Below are 20802 nucleotides of genomic sequence, written 5' to 3'. Positions count from 1 at the left end.
GTCATTTGGGGATGAATTTCTGCCTTTAACCGGCGCTTGAGTTGATTCCTCAAGCGCCGATTGGGTAGTTAATTTGATGATGACCAATGTTACGGTAACTCATATTAAGCGCTAAAAGCCCAGTGCTAAGGACTGAAGAATCCGGTTTCTTGGCTCACTTGTTGTGTTGGTTGTTTAACATCCGTCACCGAGAATTGGATCATTTTGCGCCCCGAGGGGATGGCATCCTTATCGGCTAATACTGTGACGGGATAGTCCACTTGTTCACCCGCTGCCAAGGTAATAATAGGATCGGCAATCAAGCTAAAGGGCATTTCACTGTCGACGGCGAGTTGATATTGCTTAGTATCTTGTGTCTTGTTGCGGATCTTCAGCTGATAGGTATTTTCAACTTTATTATCTGAGGTTTCACGGTACAAGCTTTGGCGATCACGGATCACGTTAAGTTGGATCTCGCTGCGGCTATTTAAGTCTAACCCTATGACGATAAACATGATAATGACCGCTGCACCGTAGCCTAAGAAACGCGGCGAGCGCCAATAGGAGTAATTCACTCCCTTAAGATCATTTTCACTCATATAGCCGATAAGATTCTGCTTGTAATCGAACTTCAACATAGTCTCATTACAGGCATCGACACAGGCGCCGCAGTTGATGCACTCATATTGCAAGCCGTTACGAATATCTATCCCTGTCGGGCAAACTTCGACACACAAATTACAGTCAACACAGTCACCTAAAGTATGGTTATCTTGATTGTTCTCTTGTTTACGTTTGCGAGGGCCACGGGCTTCACCGCGCTGTGCATCATAGGTCACGGTTTTAGTGTTGGCATCAAACATCACTGCTTGGAAACGTGAATAGGGGCAGCAATGTAAGCACATTTGCTCGCGCATCCAGCCCGCATTGAGATAAGTACAAATGGCGAAAAACCACACCCAGCTTGTCACCCAGAAGCTGGCATTACCCGTCAATATGTCCACATAAAGTTCGCGGGCGGGAATAAAATAACCGATAAAACCACAGCCAGTGAGCAGAGCTGTTAGACCCCAAAGTAAGTGTTTTGCACTTCTTTTACCGATTTTACTGCTAGACCAAGGGGCTTTGTCGAGCTGCTTACGTTTATTACTGCTGCCTTCGATGCGCGTTTCTATCCACACATAGATAAAGGTCCACGCTGTTTGTGGGCAAAGGTAACCGCACCAAACACGGCCCCAAAATACGGTAATGAAAAACAGACCGAAGGCGGCGGCGATAAAAATCCATGCCAGCAAGGTAAAGTCCTGTGGCCAGAGCGTGATACCAAAGAAAAAAAACTGTTGTTGGCTGATATCTAACAGTATTGCTTGGCGGCCATCAATAGAGATAAACGGCAAGGCGAAAAACATCACGATCAATAGGCTATTCATCATGGTTCGCAGGCGCTGAAAATCACCTTTTTGCTCACGGAAATGGATATTGCCAGAGGGGAGACGACTCTTTGCTGCGGTTTCAGTAGAGAGGTTTTTAACCGGAATGTGTAGCTCTACTGAGGCAGGTTTCGCGCCCACACTCTTATTTACACTTGGAGAATTTGGGGTAACTTCGCTCTTGGGCATAAAGGGTCCTAACGGCTTAAATAAGATTCGCCTCCCTATAGCAAGCGCTAGGCCAAGTTTTAATTGGCTCAACATCATGATATTTATAATTATTTTGTGATTGTAACTAGATGAGGATCACGATATATCACACATTGGCGATATATCGCGTTTTTAGTGTGCTCGTTTTGAATTAGATTTCACTCGATTGACGCTGGATCCCCAGTTTTTTCATTCGTGATCTCAGTGTACTTGCGGGCACACCGAGGACATTCGCTGCGCCGAGTGGGCCGGATATGCGCCAGTTTAAGCGCTTAAGGGTTTGTTCTATATGCAGCGCTTCCGCTTCCGCTAAGGTTTGCCCTTGGGTTTGAGCTAAGGGATTATTGCTCGGCATAGCGTGGATCTGCAGAATATCTCCTTGGGATAGAATGGCTTCGCGTTCGAGGATATTTTGCAGTTCGCGCACATTGCCGGGCCAAGTATAAGCCATGAGTTTTTGTAGCCCTTTTTGGCTCACTCCACGAATTTTTTTACCTAGCTTACGATTCAAGTTGTGCAGAATATGGCTGACGAGTTCGGGAATATCTTCGATTCTTGCGCGCAGTGGTGGTACTTGAATAGGGAATACATTCAAACGGTAATAGAGATCCATCCTAAATAATCCCTGTTCGACTCGCTTGAGTAAATCGTGGTGACTGGCGGCGACTAAGCGAATATCCACTTGAATGGTTTCGCTGCCACCGAGACGTTCGAAGGATTGTTCTTGGATGACTCGCAGTAGCTTTGATTGGGCTTCTAAACTGAGTTCAGCGACTTCGTCGAGGAACAGTGTGCCTTGATGAGCAAGTTCGAAGCGACCTTTACGGCGGCTTGTGGCACCAGTAAATGCCCCCTTCTCGTGACCAAAGAGTTCACTTTCTAGTAAAGATGCCGAAAACGCGGCACAGTTGACACTGATCATGGGTTTATCTTTGCGGCGACTGAGCTGATGTAAGTTACGGGCAACGAGTTCTTTTCCTGTGCCATTTTCACCACAAATGAGCACAGTACTGTCGGTATTGGCCACCATGTGCAATTGCTGGATCATATGGCGGATCACTGTACTGGCTCCCGAAATATCCACATCACCCGTTTTATCTGCCAACTCTGCCTGTAGATAATGATTTTCAGAGGCGAGTCGCTCCGAGAGCGCTTGTACTTGGGCTAGGGCTTGGCGTAATGACTGCTCTGTTTGTTTTTGAATACTAATGTCGCGAAATATCGCGACTACGCCAATCAGTTGATTGTCACGGTAAACAGGGGTGGAACTGTAATGAACGGGGAAGCTACTGCCATCTTTACGCCAAAATACATCGTGGGTGATTTCTCGGGTGATCCCATCTTTTAAGGTGTTGTAAATTGGACAATCCTCTTGGGGATAATGACTGCCATCTGCATGGCTGTGATGATGGCAGTTATGGATGTTTTTACCGAGTAGCTCTTCATTCTTCCAACCCGTCATGCGTTCGGCTGCCGGATTGATAAACACCGCATTACCGCTTAAATCAAATCCATAAATACCTTCGCCGACAGCGTTGAGCAGTAACTGGTTTTCCGGTAAGAAATGCTTATCTATCGATTTTTCATTATTGACTGAAATCTTATTGGTCATCTGTCTTACTCTGGTTTTGGCGGTATTTTCTGAGTATACCTTAAGTACTGTGACGCGATATATCGTGTTTTTGATTATGCCCTTTAAGCATTTTTTCTTTGGTGATTTTTCTGCTCACACTTTTTGCCGTTCGAGTACATTTTACTTGGTGCCATACTCTAAAAAATATTTTCATCTAAGAAATTGATATAAAAGATAAATGACTAATATTCATCCAAAAGTCTGATTTAGCATTGGATATTGTTTTATTTATGTTATAAAAATGTTTGTGCAATGTGATTTTGTGTTGGCCGTGGTAGCAAGGTTTAGGGACGAGAATCGCACAAAGCAGGTCAGGTATTCTAAAAATAATAAGCAGTTGGGATGAATATGATGACCTCAAAGAAGCAGAAGTTTGGATTAAGTGCAGTGAGTCTGGCGATTACTCTAGCCTTGTCTGGTAGTTTAATCAGTCCGCAGGTAATAGCAGAAGAAGATGAGACGGCTGTTAAAAATGAGAACGTTGAAAAAATTGCAGTTGTAGGGTCCCGTGCGGCACCACGCTCAATCGGCGATTCCCCCGTTCCTATTGATATTATTAGTAGTGACGACCTTAAAAAAAATGGCTCAACTGACATGATTGATATGTTAGTGACTTCGGTGCCATCGTTTAACTCACGCGCTCAACCCATTAGTGATGCAGCAACCTTAGTTCGTCCCGTTAATTTACGGGGTTTGCCATCAGACAGTACGCTAGTGCTAGTCAACGGTAAGCGTCGTCACCGTGCATCTGTGATTGCGTTCCAAGGTGGTGGGATTAACGATGGCGCTCAAGGTCCTGATATCTCAGTTATTCCTGGTTCTGCATTAAAGCAAGTTGAAGTGTTGCGCGACGGTGCTGCTGCGCAGTATGGGTCGGATGCGATTGCCGGAGTCATGAACTTTGTTTTAAAAGATAATTCCGAGGGTGGTTCCATCACTGTGACCCAAGGAGAATATTACGAGGGTGATGGTGCTACAACTACGGTCGAAGGTGATGTCGGTTTACCTGTGACTGAAAATGGCTTCGTCAATTTGAGCTTCCAGTATAAAAATGCTGACTCCACTAGCCGTAGTGTGCAGCGTCCTGATGCGGCTAACTTAGCCGAGCAGGGTAATACCGCGATTAATGACCCCGCACAAGTGTGGGGTAATCCTGAGATTAATGATGACTATTCAGTGTTCATCAACTCAGGTTTAGACATTAATGCCAACATGCATGCTTATGCCTTTGGTAATTTGTCTTCCCGTGATGCCGTGGGGGGCTTCTATTATCGTTACCCACAAAATCGTAGCAACGTGTATTCCAATGATGGTGGCCAGAATTTACTTGTGGGCGCAGTAAATGGTGATCCATCAACATGTGGACTCGTACCTATCCCTAAAAATGCTGATGGAAGTGACGGCAACGTACTCGACACTGATGCATACAAGGCGATGGTTGCCGACCCAAATTGCTTTGCTATGAACCAGATATTTCCAGGTGGTTATACGCCGCAGTTCACTGGCACCATTGAAGATATGTCCTTCTTCGCAGGTGTAAAAGGCGATATCGGTGAATGGAATTATGATTTCAGTGCTGGTACGGGGGCGAACAAAGCCAGTTTTGGTCTTAAAAATTCGTTGAATCCATCACTGGGATTAGATACCCCGACGGATTTCGATACGGGAGCTTACGAGCAAGTTGAAACTACCGTTAACCTCGATTTCTCGCGCTTCATAACCTTAGGAGGCATTGAAGACATTAGTTTCGCTTCTGGTTTTGAATGGCGAAATGAGTCGTTTGAGATTTCTCAAGGTGATGAAGCCTCGTGGATTGCAGGCCCTTATGCTAACCAAGGTTTCAACATTGGTGCGCACGGTTTTAAAGGCTTTGGCCCAGAATCTGCGGGTAAAAACTCTCGCCACAATATCGGTATTTATACGGATTTAGAAGCTTATTTAAGTGATGACTGGTTACTCGGTTTAGCACTGCGTTACGAAGACTTCTCAACCTTTGGTGATACGTTAAATTACAAATTGACGTTGCAGTATTCTGCAACGGATGAATTGTCGTTCCGCGCCTCACACAGCACTGGCTTTCGTGCGCCAACGGTTGGCCAAGAAAACGTGGTGAATACCCAGACATCGATCATCGATGGTGAATTGATCCAGACCTTTATTGCCCCCCCAACCGATCCGCTTGCGGCATTTTACGGTGGTGAAGTGTTAAAGCCAGAAGAGTCGATTAGTTATGCGATTGGGGCTGTATATGAGTACGAAAGCTTCCTCTTAACGGTCGATTATTACAACATTGCCGTAGAGGGCCGTATTGCACAGTCGAGTAAGATTGATGTTGAGGCTACAGATTATGATGCCTTACGTGCCGCAGGGGTTGAGTTCCCTGAGTTGATCCAAGGCGTGAGCTATTACACCAATGACTTTGATACTACGACTCAAGGTATCGATATCGTCGCCTCCTATGATGCGGAAATCCTATCGGGTAATGCTAAATTCAGTCTTGCCTATGGTTGGACCGATACCAGCGTTGATAAGTTTGATCTTAAAACGACCGATGCGGGTAAAGTTCGCCGTTTAGAAGATGGTATTCCTGCGCACCGTGCCACCTTAACTTGGGCACAGTCATGGGACAAGTTAACCCTGTTACTGCGTGGTAACTATTTTGGCGAGTACTATGCGACTCATGCTGACGATACCTCTGATTGGGGCTCTGAAATGGCTGATGCTGCGGTGACCGTCGATCTTGAAATGAGCTATCAATTACTTGATGGTTTAACGCTGGCGGTGGGGGCTAATAATCTATTTGATCAAGAAGCGCAAAAGCTGAAAGAAGGGACCTTGGGTGAACTCGGTGGCGTTTATTATGAAAGTGGGCCATTCGATTACAACGGCGGTTTCTACTATGGTCGAGTGAATTACCGTTTTTAATGAGTAAGCCAATTTATAGAAGCGATTTCTAACCCACCTTTCAAGAAATTTGGCTTTTATAAATAGAAGTGAAGTAAGCAAAAAGGCTGCAATGCAGCCTTTTTTATTCGTATTTGACTCGTCCTAAATATGGTTTAGTGCTTAGTTACGATTCGTTTGCGCGGCAACTAAACCATTTAACACATCACTCATACTGAGTTTTGACGGCAAGAGAATTCCATTGGGGGCGCTTGGACCATAAATTTTATTGTAGGGCGTGCCGGGGACTCCTTCGTGGCGCATATAGGTTTCAATCGTTTTATTCGCCTCACTCCAGTTTCCTTGCATCAGAATGATATTGTCGGCCATCAAGGCATTTACAATTTGCTCCCTGTGGGTGACTTCCGCTTTATTCGTTTGGCAGATGGTGCACCAATCAGAGGTAATATCGACAAAGACGGTATAGCCTTGGGCAACCAGAGGCGCGATTTTCTCTGGGGCTAAGGTGTGCCATTGTAGTTTTTGATAGGCTTGGTAATCCTCGCTTTTGTGCACAAATCCAATAATAGCACTGAGTCCTAAGGCGAAAAATCCCAGCACAAAAATCACCGTCAGTGGTATGGTTTTACCTTTTTGTCTTTGCCAAAGCAGCAATAAGATCGCACCTATTAATAGGCAAAGAATAAAAATACTGGTCAGCGTTATAGTGTTCATAAAATTTCCTGATTGAGAATCGCCTTTGTGATAATAGCGATGAAGGCTTAGGTATTAAGGTTTGGCTATAAAGACTTAGGTTAGCGCTAATCTTAGCGGTTAACGGCTTAAATCAGTGTGAATTTATGGGATTATCGCGTTTTGGGTTCTCTTAAATGACTGTTCATTTATTGAAAATGGATTTATTAGCGTTAACGCCTTGATGGCGCGATGCTAGAATGGCAAGCAAGTTTAAGGCCCTGCAGTGGGCATTTTTATTCGGCGAAAGGTGTCATCAATGAGTTGGAGTACTTGGTTAGGTTTATTGGCTATTTGTTGTTTGGGGGCTATGTCGCCGGGCCCAAGTTTGACTATGGTAGTACGTCATACTTTAGGTGGTGGGCGGGGAAAGGGGATCGTCTGTGCTTGGGCACACTCGATAGGGATTGGGATCTATGCGCTGGTGACGTTACTGGGCTTAGCCGTAGTCCTTAAAAAGGCGCCCTTAGTCTTTAATGGCATTGCGATTCTCGGTGCCTTATACCTTGCTTGGATGGGAGTTCAAGCGCTGCGTTCCAATGGCGGTATGCAAGCTAAATTGGCTGCAGGGGAGGCGACAGATACCTTAACCGCAGCCCGTGATGGTATTGCTATTTCTTTATTCAACCCTAAGATAATGCTATTTTTTCTTGCGTTATTCAGCCAATTTGTGATGGTCGCCGACAGCATGACGGCTAAAGCATTAATTGTTTTTACACCGTTAGTAGTCGATGGTCTTTGGTACACTTTGATAGCCTTATTGCTATCCCACTCGAGTGTGTTGCCTAAGTTGAGAGAAAAAGCGGGGTTAATTGATAAGTTGTCCGGCGTAGTATTGATATTGCTGGCGATCCGTGTGGTGTACACGCTTTAGTGATCTATCTAAAATCATTGGTTTTAAATAACAAACACGCCATCAATCGATGGCGTGTTTGTTTATGGCTATGCATTTAAATCAAGGCGTGATTAGCCTTTAAACATTTGCACAGAATTATCAGCTTCTTCTGCCACACTTTCTTGGATAATGGGTGGATTGGCAATGTGGTCGTCTAAGTTGTCACTCAGCATTTCTTTGAATTCACTGCTAAACCATTCTAATGCGCTCTCTTTTTCTGCACCGAGATCCGCTGATTTAATCGCGGCTTCGAAGGCATTAAAACGTGCTGCGGCAAAACGGAGTGCTGTGCCAACTTTACCTACATCTGCTTCTTGTTGGCTTAGCTGATTGGCTAAGGCAATAAACTGATCGGCAAGTTCGTAAATGGTGGTGCTGCTCGTGTCGGTCATGGCGTTCACTCTAAAAAAGTAACAAATTAAAGTTCGATTCTAACTTAATTGGTGTAAGAAGGAATCGTCAGGCATTAACTATTGGGATCTGTGTCGGTAATGACGACTCCTGTATGGGAGTCATAATTAATCGACAGTTTATCGTTTGTTCGATACAAATAAGTGCACTGGCCAGGATCGGTATAACTGGCTTTATAGTCGGTTTCAGTCGCATCAATATTCAAGCGCGAGACACTTGGCTGGGCATTTTGAAATAATACTTCCCATACCGATATACAGTCTTCGACATTATCGAGTGCCGGAGAGGCCTCATTACCATGGATATAGTGTTGTGCTGGCCAACCGAAGGCGTTGAAATCTATTTGTTCGGATTGTGCCGTACCAAATACGGGTAAATCCTCTTTTGGACCTGAGTCCACTTTTACAGCCCATACGGAACGTGCCAGATTGATAGCTGATTTAAAGCCTCCGCCTGCCGCTTTAACGGTTGCAATTTGCGCATCTTGTTGCACATTGATAAATTTTGGCAGGGCCACTACGGCTAAAATACCGAGCACTATGATGACCACCACAAGTTCAATTAAGGTGAAACCCGTTTGATGTCTTTGAATTGATTTATCAGAATGTTGGATCATCATTACGTATCAAAGTGTGCGAGAATGGGCGCACTATATCACTTAATTTCGAATGTTTTAAATTGAAAGTCTTAACGTGAGACCTAGCGGGTTTAGGGGTATTACTTAGCGGCAAGTAAGGTCTGCAAACTTGCCATACCACTACAGGACTTTTAAGCTAACCCGATTATAGAATTGAGGAAGTAAAATAGTGACTCAGGTGACATGGCAAACATTTATTGATGAGCAAAGAGCTTTGCCTTATTTTCAGCAACTAAGCGCATTTGTTGATAATGAACGCAGGGCTGGGAAAGTGGTTTATCCCCCCGAAGTTGATGTTTTCAATGCTTTTAGTATGACGCCCCTTGAACAAGTCAAAGTGGTTTTGATTGGCCAAGATCCCTATCACGGCCCAGATCAAGCCCATGGTTTATGTTTTTCGGTTAAACGCGGGATAAAACCACCGCCATCTTTAGCCAATATGTACAAAGAGTTAGCGACGGATATTGAAGGTTTTGTTGTGCCATCCCATGGTGATTTATCCGCATGGGCGGAGCAGGGGATACTGATGCTCAATACGGTGCTGACCGTTGAGCAAGGCAAGGCGCATTCCCATGCCAAAGCCGGGTGGGAAGTCTTTACGACTGCGGTGCTGGAATTATTAAATCGGCAGACTCAGCCGATTATTTTCGTGCTTTGGGGCAGTCATGCCATTAAAAAGGGTCAAGTCATTAACGCACCGCAACATCAAGTGCTCACAGGACCGCATCCTTCACCTTTATCGGCTTATCGCGGTTTTTTTGGTTGTGGGCATTTCTCTCAAGTTAATCAATTATTGCTTGAGCGAGGCGAAACGCCGATCCTTTGGCAGGTTTGATTTTAGGATTGCGGTTAAAGCAATAAAAAAGGTCTTACTGAGTAAGACCTTATTTTTGGGGCGAAACTACATTAGTTAGCAATCAGTGGTTTCTGTCGACCGAAATCTTAGCTAGTGTTACTAAGGCTTGCTTATAGTCGCTATCGGGTAAAGCAGATAATGCCGCGATCGCTTTCTCTGATTCTTCAATTGCTTTTTGTTGGGTGTAGTTTAACGCGCCGCAATGGTGCAGTGCTGCTACGATTTTATCTATGGCCTGAGTACCATCACCTTGCTCAATTGCTTGACGTATGAGCTGTTTCTCTTCGTCTGTGCCATGGGCAATGGCATAGATGAGTGGCAGAGTCGGTTTACCTTCGGCAAGGTCATCGCCAATATTCTTACCTAGCTCGTCACTGTCGGCGGTATAGTCGAGTAAGTCGTCGGTGAGCTGAAAGGCGGTGCCGAGATATTTACCATAGTTGCCTAAGGCGGTTTCTTGCTCAGGCGTTGCACCTGCTAGCACGCCCGCAAGTAGCGTAGCGGCTTCAAATAACTTGGCTGTTTTGCAATAAATGACCCGCATATAGCTTTCTTCAGTGGTGTCTGGGTCATTACAATTCATCAGCTGTAAGACTTCACCCTCGGCCAACACGTTAGTCGTATCAGCTAACACTCTGAGCACTTTCATGTTGTCAAGTTCGGTCATCATCTGGAATGAGCGGGTATAAAGGAAATCCCCGACTAGCACACTGGCACTATTGCCAAACAGTGCATTGGCGGTTTCTCGTCCGCGGCGTAACGTCGATTCATCAACGACATCATCATGGAGCAATGAGGCTGTATGGATAAACTCAATAATCGCCGCTAGCTTAAGATGTGCTTCGCCTTCGTAGCTCACCGCACGTGCGGCTAAAACCGACAGCAGAGGACGAAGACGTTTACCACCACCATTAATAATGTAAAAACCTAATTGATTAATTAGGGCGACATCTGATTCAAGCTGTTTATATATCAGCTGATTGACTGCTTGCATATCAGTGTCAGCCAGTTGACGAATAGCGTTTAAATCCATAATAGACTCTGGTTGTGGGGTCATTACGTACCCGGCCCCTGTTTAGGCTCACGTGTTATAATGAAATGAATTTTACCTAAAATTCTGACATATGACAGCACTAGCTCAACTAATGTGAGAGTTAATCCGGTCTTTTTTTATTCTTTCCTAATTAGGGCTTGCCAGAGTTAGATTCTTCGCGTAAACTCCGCGCCCATTGTCAATAAAGTTTTTGTAGCACCCTGCCTCATCCAAGAATGAGCCCGCGTGTTAGGAATTGGAGTAAAATAGCTATGTACGCTGTTTTTCAAAGTGGTGGTAAACAACACCGTGTAGCTGAAGGCCACACAGTACGTTTAGAAAAGTTAGAAGTTGCAACTGGCGAAACTATCGAGTTCGATCAAGTTCTTTTGATCGCTGATGGCGAAACAGTGCATGTTGGTGCTCCTTTAGTGGCTGGCGGTAAAGTCGTTGCTGAAGTTGTAAGTCACGGTCGTGGCGATAAAGTTACTATCGTTAAGTTCCGTCGTCGTAAGCACCACGACAAGAAAATGGGCCACCGTCAGTGGTTCACTGAAGTTAAAATTACTGCTATCAACGCATAATAGGAGTCTAACTCATGGCACATAAAAAAGCTGGCGGTTCTACTCGTAACGGCCGCGATTCAGAAAGTAAACGTCTAGGTGTTAAGCGCTTTGGCGGTGAATCAGTTCTAGCTGGTAACATTATTGTTCGTCAACGTGGTACTAAATTCCACGCTGGTGTAAACGTAGGTATTGGTCGTGACCATACTCTGTTTGCTCTGACTGACGGTAAAGTTAAATTCGAAGTTAAAGGCGCTAATAACCGTAAGTTTATTAGCATCGAAGCTTAACTTTCGAACCTAGCTTATACTGTTAAAGCCCCGCCATTGGTGGGGCTTTCTGTTTTTTGTGCTTCTATTTACGCCGTGTAGATGCTTGAGTTGGTAAATGATTACCAAGAATGAGCATTGACAGGTAAGATTGGGAGCAAAGTATCTCGAGTTTTTTGGCGACCAATGAAGTTAGACGGTATAATTGCTTCATTCAGTGGTGCCAGGAGTAAGTATGAAGTTTGTCGATGAGGCAGTAATTAGGGTCGAAGCAGGCGACGGCGGTAGCGGTTGTGTTAGCTTTAGGCGCGAAAAGTATGTACCTGATGGTGGTCCTGATGGTGGTGATGGTGGCGACGGTGGCAGTGTTTTCCTGCAAGCTGACGAAAACTTCAACACTTTGATCGAGTTCCGTTTTGAACGTTTTCACATGGCTGAACGTGGCGAAAATGGTCGTGGCCGTGATTGTACTGGTCATAGCGGTAAAGATCTGATCTTAAAAGTTCCTGTTGGTACTCGCGCGGTCGATCATGATACTGAAGAAGTCCTTGGGGATTTAACAACCCACGGTCAAAAGCTATTGGTTGCCAAAGGTGGTTTCCATGGTTTAGGTAACACTCGTTTTAAGAGCAGTACTAACCGTGCCCCACGTCAAAAGACGTTAGGCACACCCGGTGAAGTTCGTAGCCTTAAATTAGAGTTGTTACTGCTGGCTGACGTTGGTTTGCTTGGCATGCCTAACGCGGGTAAGTCGACATTCATTCGTGCGGTTTCCCGTGCAACGCCGAAAGTGGCTGATTATCCGTTTACAACACTGGTGCCTAACTTAGGTGTGGTTAATCCACGTCCTGGACAAAGCTTTGTGATTGCGGATATTCCTGGTCTCATCGAAGGCGCTGCCGATGGTGCGGGTTTAGGTATTCGCTTCTTAAAGCATCTTGAGCGTTGTCGTATTCTGCTGCACATCATAGATATTGAGCCGATTGACGGAACCGATCCGGTTGAGTCTGCGCGCGCTATCGTAGGTGAGCTTGAAAAATACTCTCCAAAGTTGGCGAGTAAGCCACGTTGGTTAGTCTTTAACAAAACCGATCTGCTGCTTGAAGAAGAGCTGCAAGAGAAGGTTGATCGTATCGTTAAAGAAATGGGTTGGGAAGGTGATGTCTATACTATCTCCGCCTATAACCGCGACGGTACCAGTGAGTTGGCATTAAAACTCCTCGATTACATTGCGAGTCTTCCACCTGAAGACAATGAAGTCGACCCAGATAGTGAAGTTGAGTTCAAGTGGGATAATTATCATCAAGCAAACCTTGATTCATTGAATGAAGACTATGTTGATGAAGATGATGACGACGACTTTGATGATGACGACTACGACGTAGAAGTTATTTACCAAAGATAATAGTAATCTTTGAGTTTTGAGAGTTCTGTGTACGCTGATACTCAAAATGATATTACTCGGCAAGTTGTGCGTGCTGCACAATTGCTACTGGCCTACGGCGCGGAATCTGATTTAGTTGAAGAAATCAGCCAGCGTCTAGGTCAGGCTTTAGGTCTTGCCAGCGTAGAACTCTCTATTTCCTCTAATTCCCTCGTGTTAACCAGTTTGGTTCATGGTCGCTGTATCACAACTACTCGTCGTATTCGTGAGCATGGCATTAACATGACAGTCGTCTGTGAATTACAACGTATCTGTTTACTCGCTGAAAAGGGGTTGTATGGCCCAAATGAAGTGCGTAAACGCTTGGCGCGGATTGAACCTAAAACCTATCCTCCTAGCTTAGTGGTATTCATGATTGGCCTGTCGTGCGCTAGCTTCTGTCATTTATTTAATGGCGATCTCACTGCATGCGTGATTACTTTTTTTGCCGCGGCAGTGGGTATGTCGGTTCGTTTAGCAATTGCTAAGCGGCATTTTAATTTATTAGTCAATTTTGCCATCACTGCTTTCGTCACCAGTATGCTGGCTCAAACGGGTTATTTGTTTGAGTTAAGTGAAACTCCTAAGGCTGCTATGGCCGCGAGTGTGCTGATGTTAGTGCCGGGTTTTCCGATGATTAATGCGATTTCCGACATGGTAAAAGGGCACATGAATGTCGGTATATCCCGCTGGGGTCATGCTACTTTGCTGACCGTTTCTTCTGTGATTGGCATTACGATTGCGATGCAGATCGGCGGAATTTTCCTATGATGGAATTATTGATAGCTCTTTTGCACGATGCTTTTTTCTCAGCAATTCCCGCCGTAGGATTTGCTATGGTATTTAATGTTCCTAAACGATTTCTTCCTTACTGCGCTTTAGCGGGAGCTATTGGCCATAGTTCCCGTACTTTAATGTTACAGTTTGGTCTGCCAATCGAGTGGGCAACCTTCGCCGCAGCGGCATTAGTAGGGATTATTACCATAGGGTTTGGTAAGCGCCATTTAGCGCCACCTTTAATGTATGCTGTCGCCGCGATTATTCCTATGATCCCAGGCACTTATGCATTTAATACTGTGATTGCCTTAGTGCAATTGACCGCTCAATCTCAAGTCAGTCCTGAACTGACGGGGCAAGTGATTAGTAATGGCCTCAAAACTGTCTTTATTCTAGGGGCGTTAGCTGTGGGTTTGGCCATGCCGAGTTTGCTGTATTTCAGGACCCGCCCCGTCATTCAATAATTCTATTTCTATAAAACAGGAGTGAGCATGCGCATTGCTATGATAGCCGCGATGGCAAACAATCGAGTCATCGGAAAAGATAATAAAATGCCATGGCATCTTCCAGAAGATCTACGTCACTTTAAAGCGATGACCCTAGGCAAGCCTGTTGTGATGGGGCGTAAGACCTTTGAGTCAATCGGTAGGCCTCTTCCTGGTCGACATAACATAGTGATTTCACGCCAAACGGATCTTGTGATTGAGGGCGTGACCTGTGTGACCTCATTTGATGCAGCCAAACAAGCTGCTGGTGAATGTGAAGAGTTAGTGGTTATAGGTGGTGGCCAGCTTTATGCCGAGTTATTGCCCTGCGCCGATATCTTATATTTGACGCAAATCAATCTTGAGGTGGAAGGCGATACATTTTTCCCCCACTGGGACGATGGGACTTGGAAGGAAACTGAATCTTTGGCGAGTATAAATGCGGCTGGTTTGGAATATCGCTTTATCAATTTGGTAAAAAAATGTTAAATTGCAGCTTCTGTTGTGTACCCTGTGTGTATGGGGCGTCAGTTTATCTAACGTATTGCATCATATCGGACATTTAGTTTTCACGGAAAGAGATAGCCTATTTCGTTATCCTAGATTTCGAACGAGAGCTAAAGCCAAGAGGTCAATATCATTTAGACAATAGATGCAGCCCATACAGAATTGATAATAAAACTATAAGAAAGTATTAAGGAGTATCGGATGCGTCTTATGCCTGTGGCCTTGGCTGCGTTAATTGGATTTAGTTCTATTGCTGTACCAACCTCTGCTGTTGCGGGGGAAGATCCACTCGTAGCGAGTCTTTGTGATTATGTAAAAGCTAACGACAAAAACCGCTTACGTAAAAAGTTAAAAGAAAGCCGCGTTAAGTTACGTCAGATTTACAGTGGTATCAGTTGCGATGGTGCAAGTCTATTGCGCACCGCTTACGGTGCGAGTGCGAACGATACCGGTGAGTTTGTGGCTAAGCGTTTGTCGGCGACTGAATTGAGTGTTGCTGAAGCTGATGGGATGACTATCCAAGCTTGGGCTGAAGCAAACGGTCATGGTGCTAGCCCAATTACCGCTGCAGTGAAAGAGCGTCTTGGCGCTGCTGCGGGCGGTGAAGAAGAGTAATGCGGATTTGAACTTAGCGGCACTTTAGCCCTATTTGCTGCTACGTTATATTAAACGTCTAATATCAAGTATCTAGCATTAAGCTAGATAAAAATGCCAAACTTAAGTTTGGCATTTTTTATGGCCTTAATTTGTGCAAAGGCCGGACAGTTCGAGTCGTCAGTAAGATAGGAAAGTGAATTCGTCTCAAAAGAAAGGGCCGCTAAGCGACCCTAGGTTTTAGTGGTGATAAACATTAGACTCTAAATTCACCGACCGAAGCTTGGAGTTCTTCGGCTAATTTGGCGACTTGATGGCTAGACTGAGCCGTTTGATCTGCACCGATAGCGGTTTCTTCTGAAATTGCTGCAATATGCTCTAGTTTTTCAGAAACTTGCTGGCTTACTAAATTCTGTTCCTGCGCAGCATGGGCGATATGGGTGCCAGAATCATAGGCCTTATGCACAGATTGGCTGATGGTTTCGAGGGCAATGTTGGCTTGCTCCGTTTTTTCAACACAGGCGTTGGCTTGAGCACGCCCCATATCCATGGCGGCAACGGCTTGCTCTGCACCTTGCTGCAACACTTCGATCATCTGTTGGATCTCTCGGGTCGACACTTGAGTGCGTGAGGCTAAACTACGCACTTCATCGGCAACTACCGCAAAACCACGACCTTGTTCACCCGCACGGGCGGCTTCAATAGCGGCGTTAAGGGCGAGTAGGTTAGTCTGTTCTGCAATACCACGGATCACATCCAAAATTGAGCCAATAGAGGCGCTGTCCGACTGCACTTTATTGATCACAACACCCGCTTTAGCCACTTCATCGGCTAAAGCCAAAATAGTCAGTTTGTTCTCTTGCGCAATGGCACGCATATGCTGAGTTTCTTGATCAGCCTGTTTGATTTGCTCAAGGGCCTGGTTGGCACTTAAAGACACCTGCTGAGCACTAGAGCTAAGTTCAGTTGTTGCAGTAGCCACTTGGTCAACTTGGCTTTTTTGTTCTTGTATGCTTGAGGTGGTTTGTGCTGTGATTGCCGATGTTTGTTCGGCTGCCGCGGCAAGTTGATTTGACCTATCTAAAATACCTATGATTAAACTGCGTAAGCTATCGACGAGACGATTACAGTTTTTTGCTAGTTCGGCAAATTCATCGTGTCCAGAATCATCTAGTTTATGGGTAAGGTTGCCTGAGGCTAAGACGTTAAGGGCATTGTTCACTTGGCTGAGTGAGCGTTTTAGTGGATTCACCACAGCAAAACTCACAATCACAGCGACAACGATTGCTATTAACACGACAATCATGGTTTGTATGCTGGCAGAGTCAATCTTGGCTATAGTGTCATTGCTCATGTTCGCGGCAACAAGTTCGATGTTATCGCTGACATCATTCATGTTGGAATTGATGACTTTCACATCATTTTCGATAATGCCTAGTTTTATCACAGCTTCTTTGGAGTGGGAGAGCTGACTCGATTTTAGCAGCAACATAGATTGCGGACCGGTGACGAGCGCTAATACTTTTTCGATATCTTTAGTGACCGAGCTTAAGGTATCCGCTTCGACAATACCTTGACCGTGACGATTCACATATTCAAGTTTGTTCTTGGTTTCGCTGATAATGTAGTCAAGTTCCTTTGAGATCAGTTCGTGCTTACTGTCTTCGTCATTCGTTACTAAATCTGCAATAGTAGTGATGATATTTCCGAGACTAGTATCAATAGCGCTGGCTGATGCAGCAAGACTCTGCTCATCGGGATTCTGACTGCTTTCTAAATCAACAATATCGAGCAGTTCTGATGAGGCATCATCGGCGGCATTTTCGAGCTTTTTCTTTAGTTCAACTAGCTGTTCTTGCTTGCTCAATGAGGCCTCACGTTCGGCGATCATGGCAATACTATCTCGCTCAAAGGTAGCAAAGCTGCCGCTTAATTGGGCAATTAAAGAAGATAGATTCTGCTGGCTCTTGACTAACTGAGTGAGGGTGGCAATTTCGTTTTTGAACTGAGTCCCGTGGTCTTCAAACACTTTACGAATATTCGGGATATTTGCCGATCTAGGAGTGTTATAGGCAATCAGGATTTGTCTTTGTTGCTCACTCAATGCTTCACTAAGGTGGTTTGTCGATTTTAGCGCGGGCAAGCTTAATTCTTGCATCATAGCAGAGCTGGCTTTTAGGCTATTGTTGGTTAAATAAGATGTAAATCCTAGCAACACGAGTAAAAGTGTGACAATACCAAATCCGCCAATCACTCTGGTGGCTACATTAAATTTCATAGGATACTCCGATTTTTATTATATTTTTCCAAATGAAAACAGGGTGATATTCAGGGTTAGGCGGCTCAGTCTGTTATCGACTTTAAGCTGTTTTAGTTTAACTCTTTTTTAACTTTTTTTGCGTAATTTTTTGGTCTTTTTCAAGATGCCATAAGGTTAAGTGTTCACCCCAGCAACAGCCTGTATCTAAAGCCTTTAATTTAGTATCGTCGACCTTGCCCATCAACGCAGCCCAATGGCCAAATACTAAGGTATGACTCTGGCGCAGCGGCGAAGCAAACTCAAACCAAGGTTTGAGTTGTGGATTAGTACAGTTTTCAGGAGGTTGTTTGCAATCAAAATCAAGTCGGCCATCGACATAAAGATAGCGCATGCGTGTTAATGCATTGATGCAATAACGTAAGCGTTCTATGCCAATTGCACTTGGATCCCATTGCTCTGCGGTATCTGAATACATTTGGCTTATTAATGTCTCAAGATAATCATCGTGCTTGAGGGCGCGACTGACGAGTGCGGATTCTTCTCTTAATACCTCCAGCGACCACTGAGGTGGTACACCCGCATGACTCATAATGAGTTGGTGTTCAGGTAATTCACGCATAAGAGGTTGTTGTCTCAGCCAGTCAATTGAGGCTGAGATATCGGGGGATTCTAGAATTTCAGTGAGATTATCGCTGGGTTTAGCGCGCTTGAGCTTACCGTGTAATGCCATTAGATGGAGATCGTGGTTACCTAAAACCGTTTTAGCGGAATCACCTAAGGAGCGAAAAAAACGTAGCGTAGCTAAGGAGTCAGGTCCACGTGCAACAAGATCACCTACAGCCCAGAGTTCATCGCGGGAAGGATTAAAATCGACCTTAGCGAGTAATTTTTGTAACTCAGCGAAACAGCCTTGAATATCACCAACAAAATAATGCGCCACAGTACCCCTTTCCTAACGATATTAATGTAGTAAGCCTGGGGTCGCTAAACGGAAGGGACGGATTGTCGCCTGGAAACGCTCACCCGATTCGCTGACCATACCATAAGTGCCGTGCATTATGCCAAGTGGCGTATCGAGCACAGTACCACTGGTGTATTGATAGGCAGTATTCGGCGCAATGGTTGGCGTTTCACCGACAACACCGGCACCTTGGACTTCACTGGTGTTGCCATTGGCATCAGTGATTATCCAGTGACGAGTTTCAAGTTTAGCCGCTTGCTCACCTAAATTGATGATAGTGATGGTGTAACTGAAGAGGTACTTTTCATCCTCGGGCGAGGACTGCTGCTCTATATACTCAGTTTTGACTTCGACCCGAATGGAGGTGTCCAATGCGCTCATTCTTGTTCCTAGGCTCTGGTATAAGGGCACCTAAGTGCCCAGACATATTTATGCTTTCTTATCGCAAACCATGTTAGCCATAGCAACATACTGCTGCACGCTAATCTGTTCTGGGCGTTGACTTGAGTCAATCCCTAACTGCTCGAACTCATCGTCAGATAACATGTGCTTTAAGTTATTACGCAGAGTCTTACGACGCATGTTGAATGCGGTAGTACAAAGGTGGCGTAGTACGGTCACATCTTTACAAGGGAACGGCTTTACGGCGTATGGCAATAAGCGTACGACTGCTGAGTCTACTTTAGGCGCAGGGGTAAAGCTGTGGGGCGGCACTTCGAGAACCGGAACCACTTGGCAGAAGTATTGTGCCATGACCGTTAAACGGCCATAAGCTTTACAGCCTGGGCTTGCCGATAGACGCAGGACTACTTCTTTTTGTAGCATAAAGTGCATGGTTTCAATCTGTTCGGCAAATTCGAACAGGTGGAACATCAGCGGCGTTGAAATGTTGTAAGGTAAGTTACCAAACACTTTCATCTTTTTGCCTGGCACACTCAGTTGGCCAAAATCAAACTGCAGTGCATCACCTTGGTGAATGGTCAGTTTATCTTTAAGGACTGGGTGATGATGTAAGCGTTCAACTAGATCGCGGTCGAGTTCGACAACAGTCAGATTATCCACAGCATCGGCTACAGGTTCAGTTAAGGCACCAAGGCCAGGGCCGATTTCGACCATCACATGGTGATTATCGGGTGCAATTGCACCCACAATGCGGTCAATCACATTGCCGTCGGTAAGGAAGTTTTGTCCGAAACGCTTTCTGGCCGTGTGGCCTAAATGTACTTTGTTGCTCATTAATAATGTAATCGTTTAGTTCTTTGAGGATAACTCAATGGCTTTATTCAGAGCACAGACAAAACTGCCAATATCGGCCTTGCCTGTACCCGCGAGATCGAGCGCCGTACCGTGGTCAACCGAGGTACGAATATAAGGTAAACCTAAGGTGATGTTTACCGATTTGCCAAATCCTTGTGACTTGAGAACGGGAAGTCCTTGGTCATGGTACATGGCCAAGACGACATCGGCGTCCTGTAAATATTTAGGTTGGAACAGAGTATCGGCCGGTAATGGGCCGACAATATTCATCTGGAACTCTTCTCGCAACTCGTTGAGTGCAGGAATAATCACGTCGATTTCTTCACGCCCTAAATGGCCGTCTTCACCTGCGTGTGGATTGAGACCACAGACATAAATTTTCGGTGAAACTATGCCAAATTTGCTGATGAGATCGGCATGTAGAATCTTGATAATATGCTGTAAGCGTTGGCGTGTTATGGCTTTTGCAACATAGGCCAGAGGAATATGGGTGGTCACGAGTGCCACTTGCAAACCCGGCGTTGCCAGCATCATCACTACATCGGGGCAATTTGCTTGATGGGCAAAAAACTCAGTATGGCCACTAAAGGAAATACCTGCTTGATTGATAATGCCTTTATGCACGGGGCCTGTCACGACAGCATCAAACTCGCCGCTCATGTTTTTTTCGCCCGCATAACGCAAGGTTTCAACTACATAAGTGCTGTTTTGCTCATCGAGCTGACCACAAATCGATTCGCTCACTAACTTAAAGGGCGCTATGGTTAATGTGCCCGCTTCTTGCGGTTTAGGAGCTTGATTTGGCTGGTAAGGGCGGAAAGTCACTTGTAAACCGAGTCGTTTCGCGCGGCTCGCAAGTAATTCTGGATCCGCACAAACGACTAACTCAGCAGGCCAAGCCTGCTGAGCGAGTTGTACGACTAAATCGGGGCCAATACCTGCGGGTTCGCCTGGGGTAACGGCAATACGTTTAGTGCTCAATTAGA

General features: G+C 45.2%; 21 protein-coding genes. 10 read left to right on the top strand and 11 right to left on the bottom strand.

Going from position 1 to position 20802, the window contains the following annotated elements:
• Window positions 1–125: 125 nt before the first annotated feature.
• Together ccoG and L5M51_RS09080 are read right to left on the bottom strand one after the other, a co-directional pair.
• A complete protein-coding gene (ccoG, locus tag L5M51_RS09085) occupies window positions 126–1598 on the bottom strand; it encodes a cytochrome c oxidase accessory protein CcoG (protein WP_263172406.1) in 1473 nt (490 codons plus the stop codon).
• Window positions 1599–1770: 172 nt separating this feature from the next.
• A complete protein-coding gene (locus L5M51_RS09080) occupies window positions 1771–3231 on the bottom strand; it encodes a sigma-54 interaction domain-containing protein (protein WP_105250005.1) in 1461 nt (486 codons plus the stop codon).
• A 369-nt stretch (window positions 3232–3600) separates the two neighbouring features.
• Between L5M51_RS09080 and L5M51_RS09075 the strand changes: the two genes are divergently transcribed.
• Window positions 3601–6177, top strand: coding sequence for a TonB-dependent receptor plug domain-containing protein (locus L5M51_RS09075; protein WP_263172574.1), 2577 nt, complete (start codon window positions 3601–3603; stop codon window positions 6175–6177).
• A gap of 141 nt (window positions 6178–6318) precedes the next feature.
• Here the strand turns inward: L5M51_RS09075 and L5M51_RS09070 are convergent, their stop codons facing one another.
• Window positions 6319–6870, bottom strand: a complete 552-nt coding sequence (locus L5M51_RS09070) for a thioredoxin family protein (protein ID WP_219255264.1) — start codon at window positions 6868–6870, stop codon at window positions 6319–6321.
• Between the two features lie 277 nt (window positions 6871–7147).
• Between L5M51_RS09070 and L5M51_RS09065 the strand changes: the two genes are divergently transcribed.
• Entirely contained in the window at window positions 7148–7762 is a 615-nt protein-coding gene (locus L5M51_RS09065; RefSeq protein ID WP_105250002.1) for a LysE family translocator, read from the top strand.
• A gap of 92 nt (window positions 7763–7854) precedes the next feature.
• Here the strand turns inward: L5M51_RS09065 and L5M51_RS09060 are convergent, their stop codons facing one another.
• Together L5M51_RS09060 and L5M51_RS09055 are read right to left on the bottom strand one after the other, a co-directional pair.
• On the bottom strand, window positions 7855–8175 hold the full coding sequence (locus tag L5M51_RS09060; protein ID WP_105250001.1) for a DUF3144 domain-containing protein: 321 nt from the start codon (window positions 8173–8175) through the stop codon (window positions 7855–7857).
• Between the two features lie 74 nt (window positions 8176–8249).
• Window positions 8250–8813 carry a Tfp pilus assembly protein FimT/FimU gene (locus L5M51_RS09055; RefSeq protein ID WP_263172405.1) on the bottom strand — a complete coding sequence of 188 codons (564 nt, stop codon included), beginning with the start codon at window positions 8811–8813 and terminating at the stop codon, window positions 8250–8252.
• Between the two features lie 187 nt (window positions 8814–9000).
• On the opposite strand from L5M51_RS09055, the gene ung reads away from it, so the two are divergent.
• Window positions 9001–9666, top strand: coding sequence for a uracil-DNA glycosylase (gene ung, locus L5M51_RS09050; protein ID WP_181800850.1), 666 nt, complete (start codon window positions 9001–9003; stop codon window positions 9664–9666).
• A gap of 82 nt (window positions 9667–9748) precedes the next feature.
• Here the strand turns inward: ung and ispB are convergent, their stop codons facing one another.
• Window positions 9749–10720, bottom strand: a complete 972-nt coding sequence (ispB, locus tag L5M51_RS09045) for an octaprenyl diphosphate synthase (protein WP_049821790.1) — start codon at window positions 10718–10720, stop codon at window positions 9749–9751.
• A 272-nt stretch (window positions 10721–10992) separates the two neighbouring features.
• Here ispB and rplU point away from each other — a divergent pair, with 272 nt between their 5' ends.
• The 7 genes from rplU (at window position 10993) to L5M51_RS09010 (ending at window position 15359) form a co-directional block, all read left to right on the top strand.
• Complete coding sequence (gene rplU, locus L5M51_RS09040; protein WP_006080526.1) at window positions 10993–11304, top strand: 50S ribosomal protein L21; 312 nt, start codon at window positions 10993–10995, stop codon at window positions 11302–11304.
• A 14-nt stretch (window positions 11305–11318) separates the two neighbouring features.
• Window positions 11319–11573, top strand: a complete 255-nt coding sequence (rpmA, locus tag L5M51_RS09035; protein ID WP_006080527.1) for a 50S ribosomal protein L27 — start codon at window positions 11319–11321, stop codon at window positions 11571–11573.
• Window positions 11574–11787: 214 nt separating this feature from the next.
• Window positions 11788–12957: an Obg family GTPase CgtA gene (gene cgtA / locus L5M51_RS09030; RefSeq protein ID WP_105250000.1), complete on the top strand. Its 1170-nt coding sequence runs from the start codon at window positions 11788–11790 to the stop codon at window positions 12955–12957.
• Window positions 12958–12984: 27 nt separating this feature from the next.
• Window positions 12985–13746, top strand: coding sequence for a threonine/serine exporter family protein (locus L5M51_RS09025; RefSeq protein WP_113939893.1), 762 nt, complete (start codon window positions 12985–12987; stop codon window positions 13744–13746).
• A complete protein-coding gene (locus tag L5M51_RS09020) occupies window positions 13743–14216 on the top strand; it encodes a threonine/serine exporter family protein (RefSeq protein ID WP_028761533.1) in 474 nt (157 codons plus the stop codon). The genes L5M51_RS09025 and L5M51_RS09020 overlap by 4 nt, the downstream gene beginning before the upstream one ends.
• A 27-nt stretch (window positions 14217–14243) precedes the next feature.
• The gene (folA, locus tag L5M51_RS09015; RefSeq protein WP_028761532.1) at window positions 14244–14726 is read left to right on the top strand and encodes a type 3 dihydrofolate reductase; all 483 of its coding nucleotides are present in this window, start codon (window positions 14244–14246) and stop codon (window positions 14724–14726) included.
• A 219-nt stretch (window positions 14727–14945) separates the two neighbouring features.
• Window positions 14946–15359: a DUF3718 domain-containing protein gene (locus tag L5M51_RS09010; protein WP_105249997.1), complete on the top strand. Its 414-nt coding sequence runs from the start codon at window positions 14946–14948 to the stop codon at window positions 15357–15359.
• A gap of 235 nt (window positions 15360–15594) precedes the next feature.
• On the opposite strand, the gene L5M51_RS09005 is transcribed toward L5M51_RS09010, so the two are convergent.
• From L5M51_RS09005 to pdxA, 5 genes are all read right to left on the bottom strand, one after another.
• Window positions 15595–17616, bottom strand: a complete 2022-nt coding sequence (locus L5M51_RS09005) for a methyl-accepting chemotaxis protein (protein ID WP_263172403.1) — start codon at window positions 17614–17616, stop codon at window positions 15595–15597.
• Window positions 17617–17713: 97 nt separating this feature from the next.
• Entirely contained in the window at window positions 17714–18538 is an 825-nt protein-coding gene (locus tag L5M51_RS09000) for a symmetrical bis(5'-nucleosyl)-tetraphosphatase (RefSeq protein WP_113939897.1), read from the bottom strand.
• A 21-nt stretch (window positions 18539–18559) separates the two neighbouring features.
• Window positions 18560–18940 (bottom strand): Co2+/Mg2+ efflux protein ApaG, encoded by a 381-nt coding sequence (gene apaG, locus L5M51_RS08995; protein WP_028761528.1) that lies wholly within the window; start codon window positions 18938–18940, stop codon window positions 18560–18562.
• A 48-nt stretch (window positions 18941–18988) separates the two neighbouring features.
• The gene (gene rsmA, locus L5M51_RS08990; protein ID WP_263148338.1) at window positions 18989–19795 is read right to left on the bottom strand and encodes a 16S rRNA (adenine(1518)-N(6)/adenine(1519)-N(6))-dimethyltransferase RsmA; all 807 of its coding nucleotides are present in this window, start codon (window positions 19793–19795) and stop codon (window positions 18989–18991) included.
• Window positions 19796–19810: 15 nt separating this feature from the next.
• Window positions 19811–20797, bottom strand: a complete 987-nt coding sequence (pdxA, locus tag L5M51_RS08985) for a 4-hydroxythreonine-4-phosphate dehydrogenase PdxA (protein ID WP_105249994.1) — start codon at window positions 20795–20797, stop codon at window positions 19811–19813.
• Window positions 20798–20802 lie beyond the last annotated feature (5 nt).

This window comes from Shewanella sp. SM73 (assembly GCF_025653795.1).
Classification (GTDB): domain Bacteria; phylum Pseudomonadota; class Gammaproteobacteria; order Enterobacterales; family Shewanellaceae; genus Shewanella; species Shewanella oncorhynchi.
Note: the sequence above shows the minus strand (reverse complement) of the source record. Positions and strands in the feature narration are given on the sequence as shown.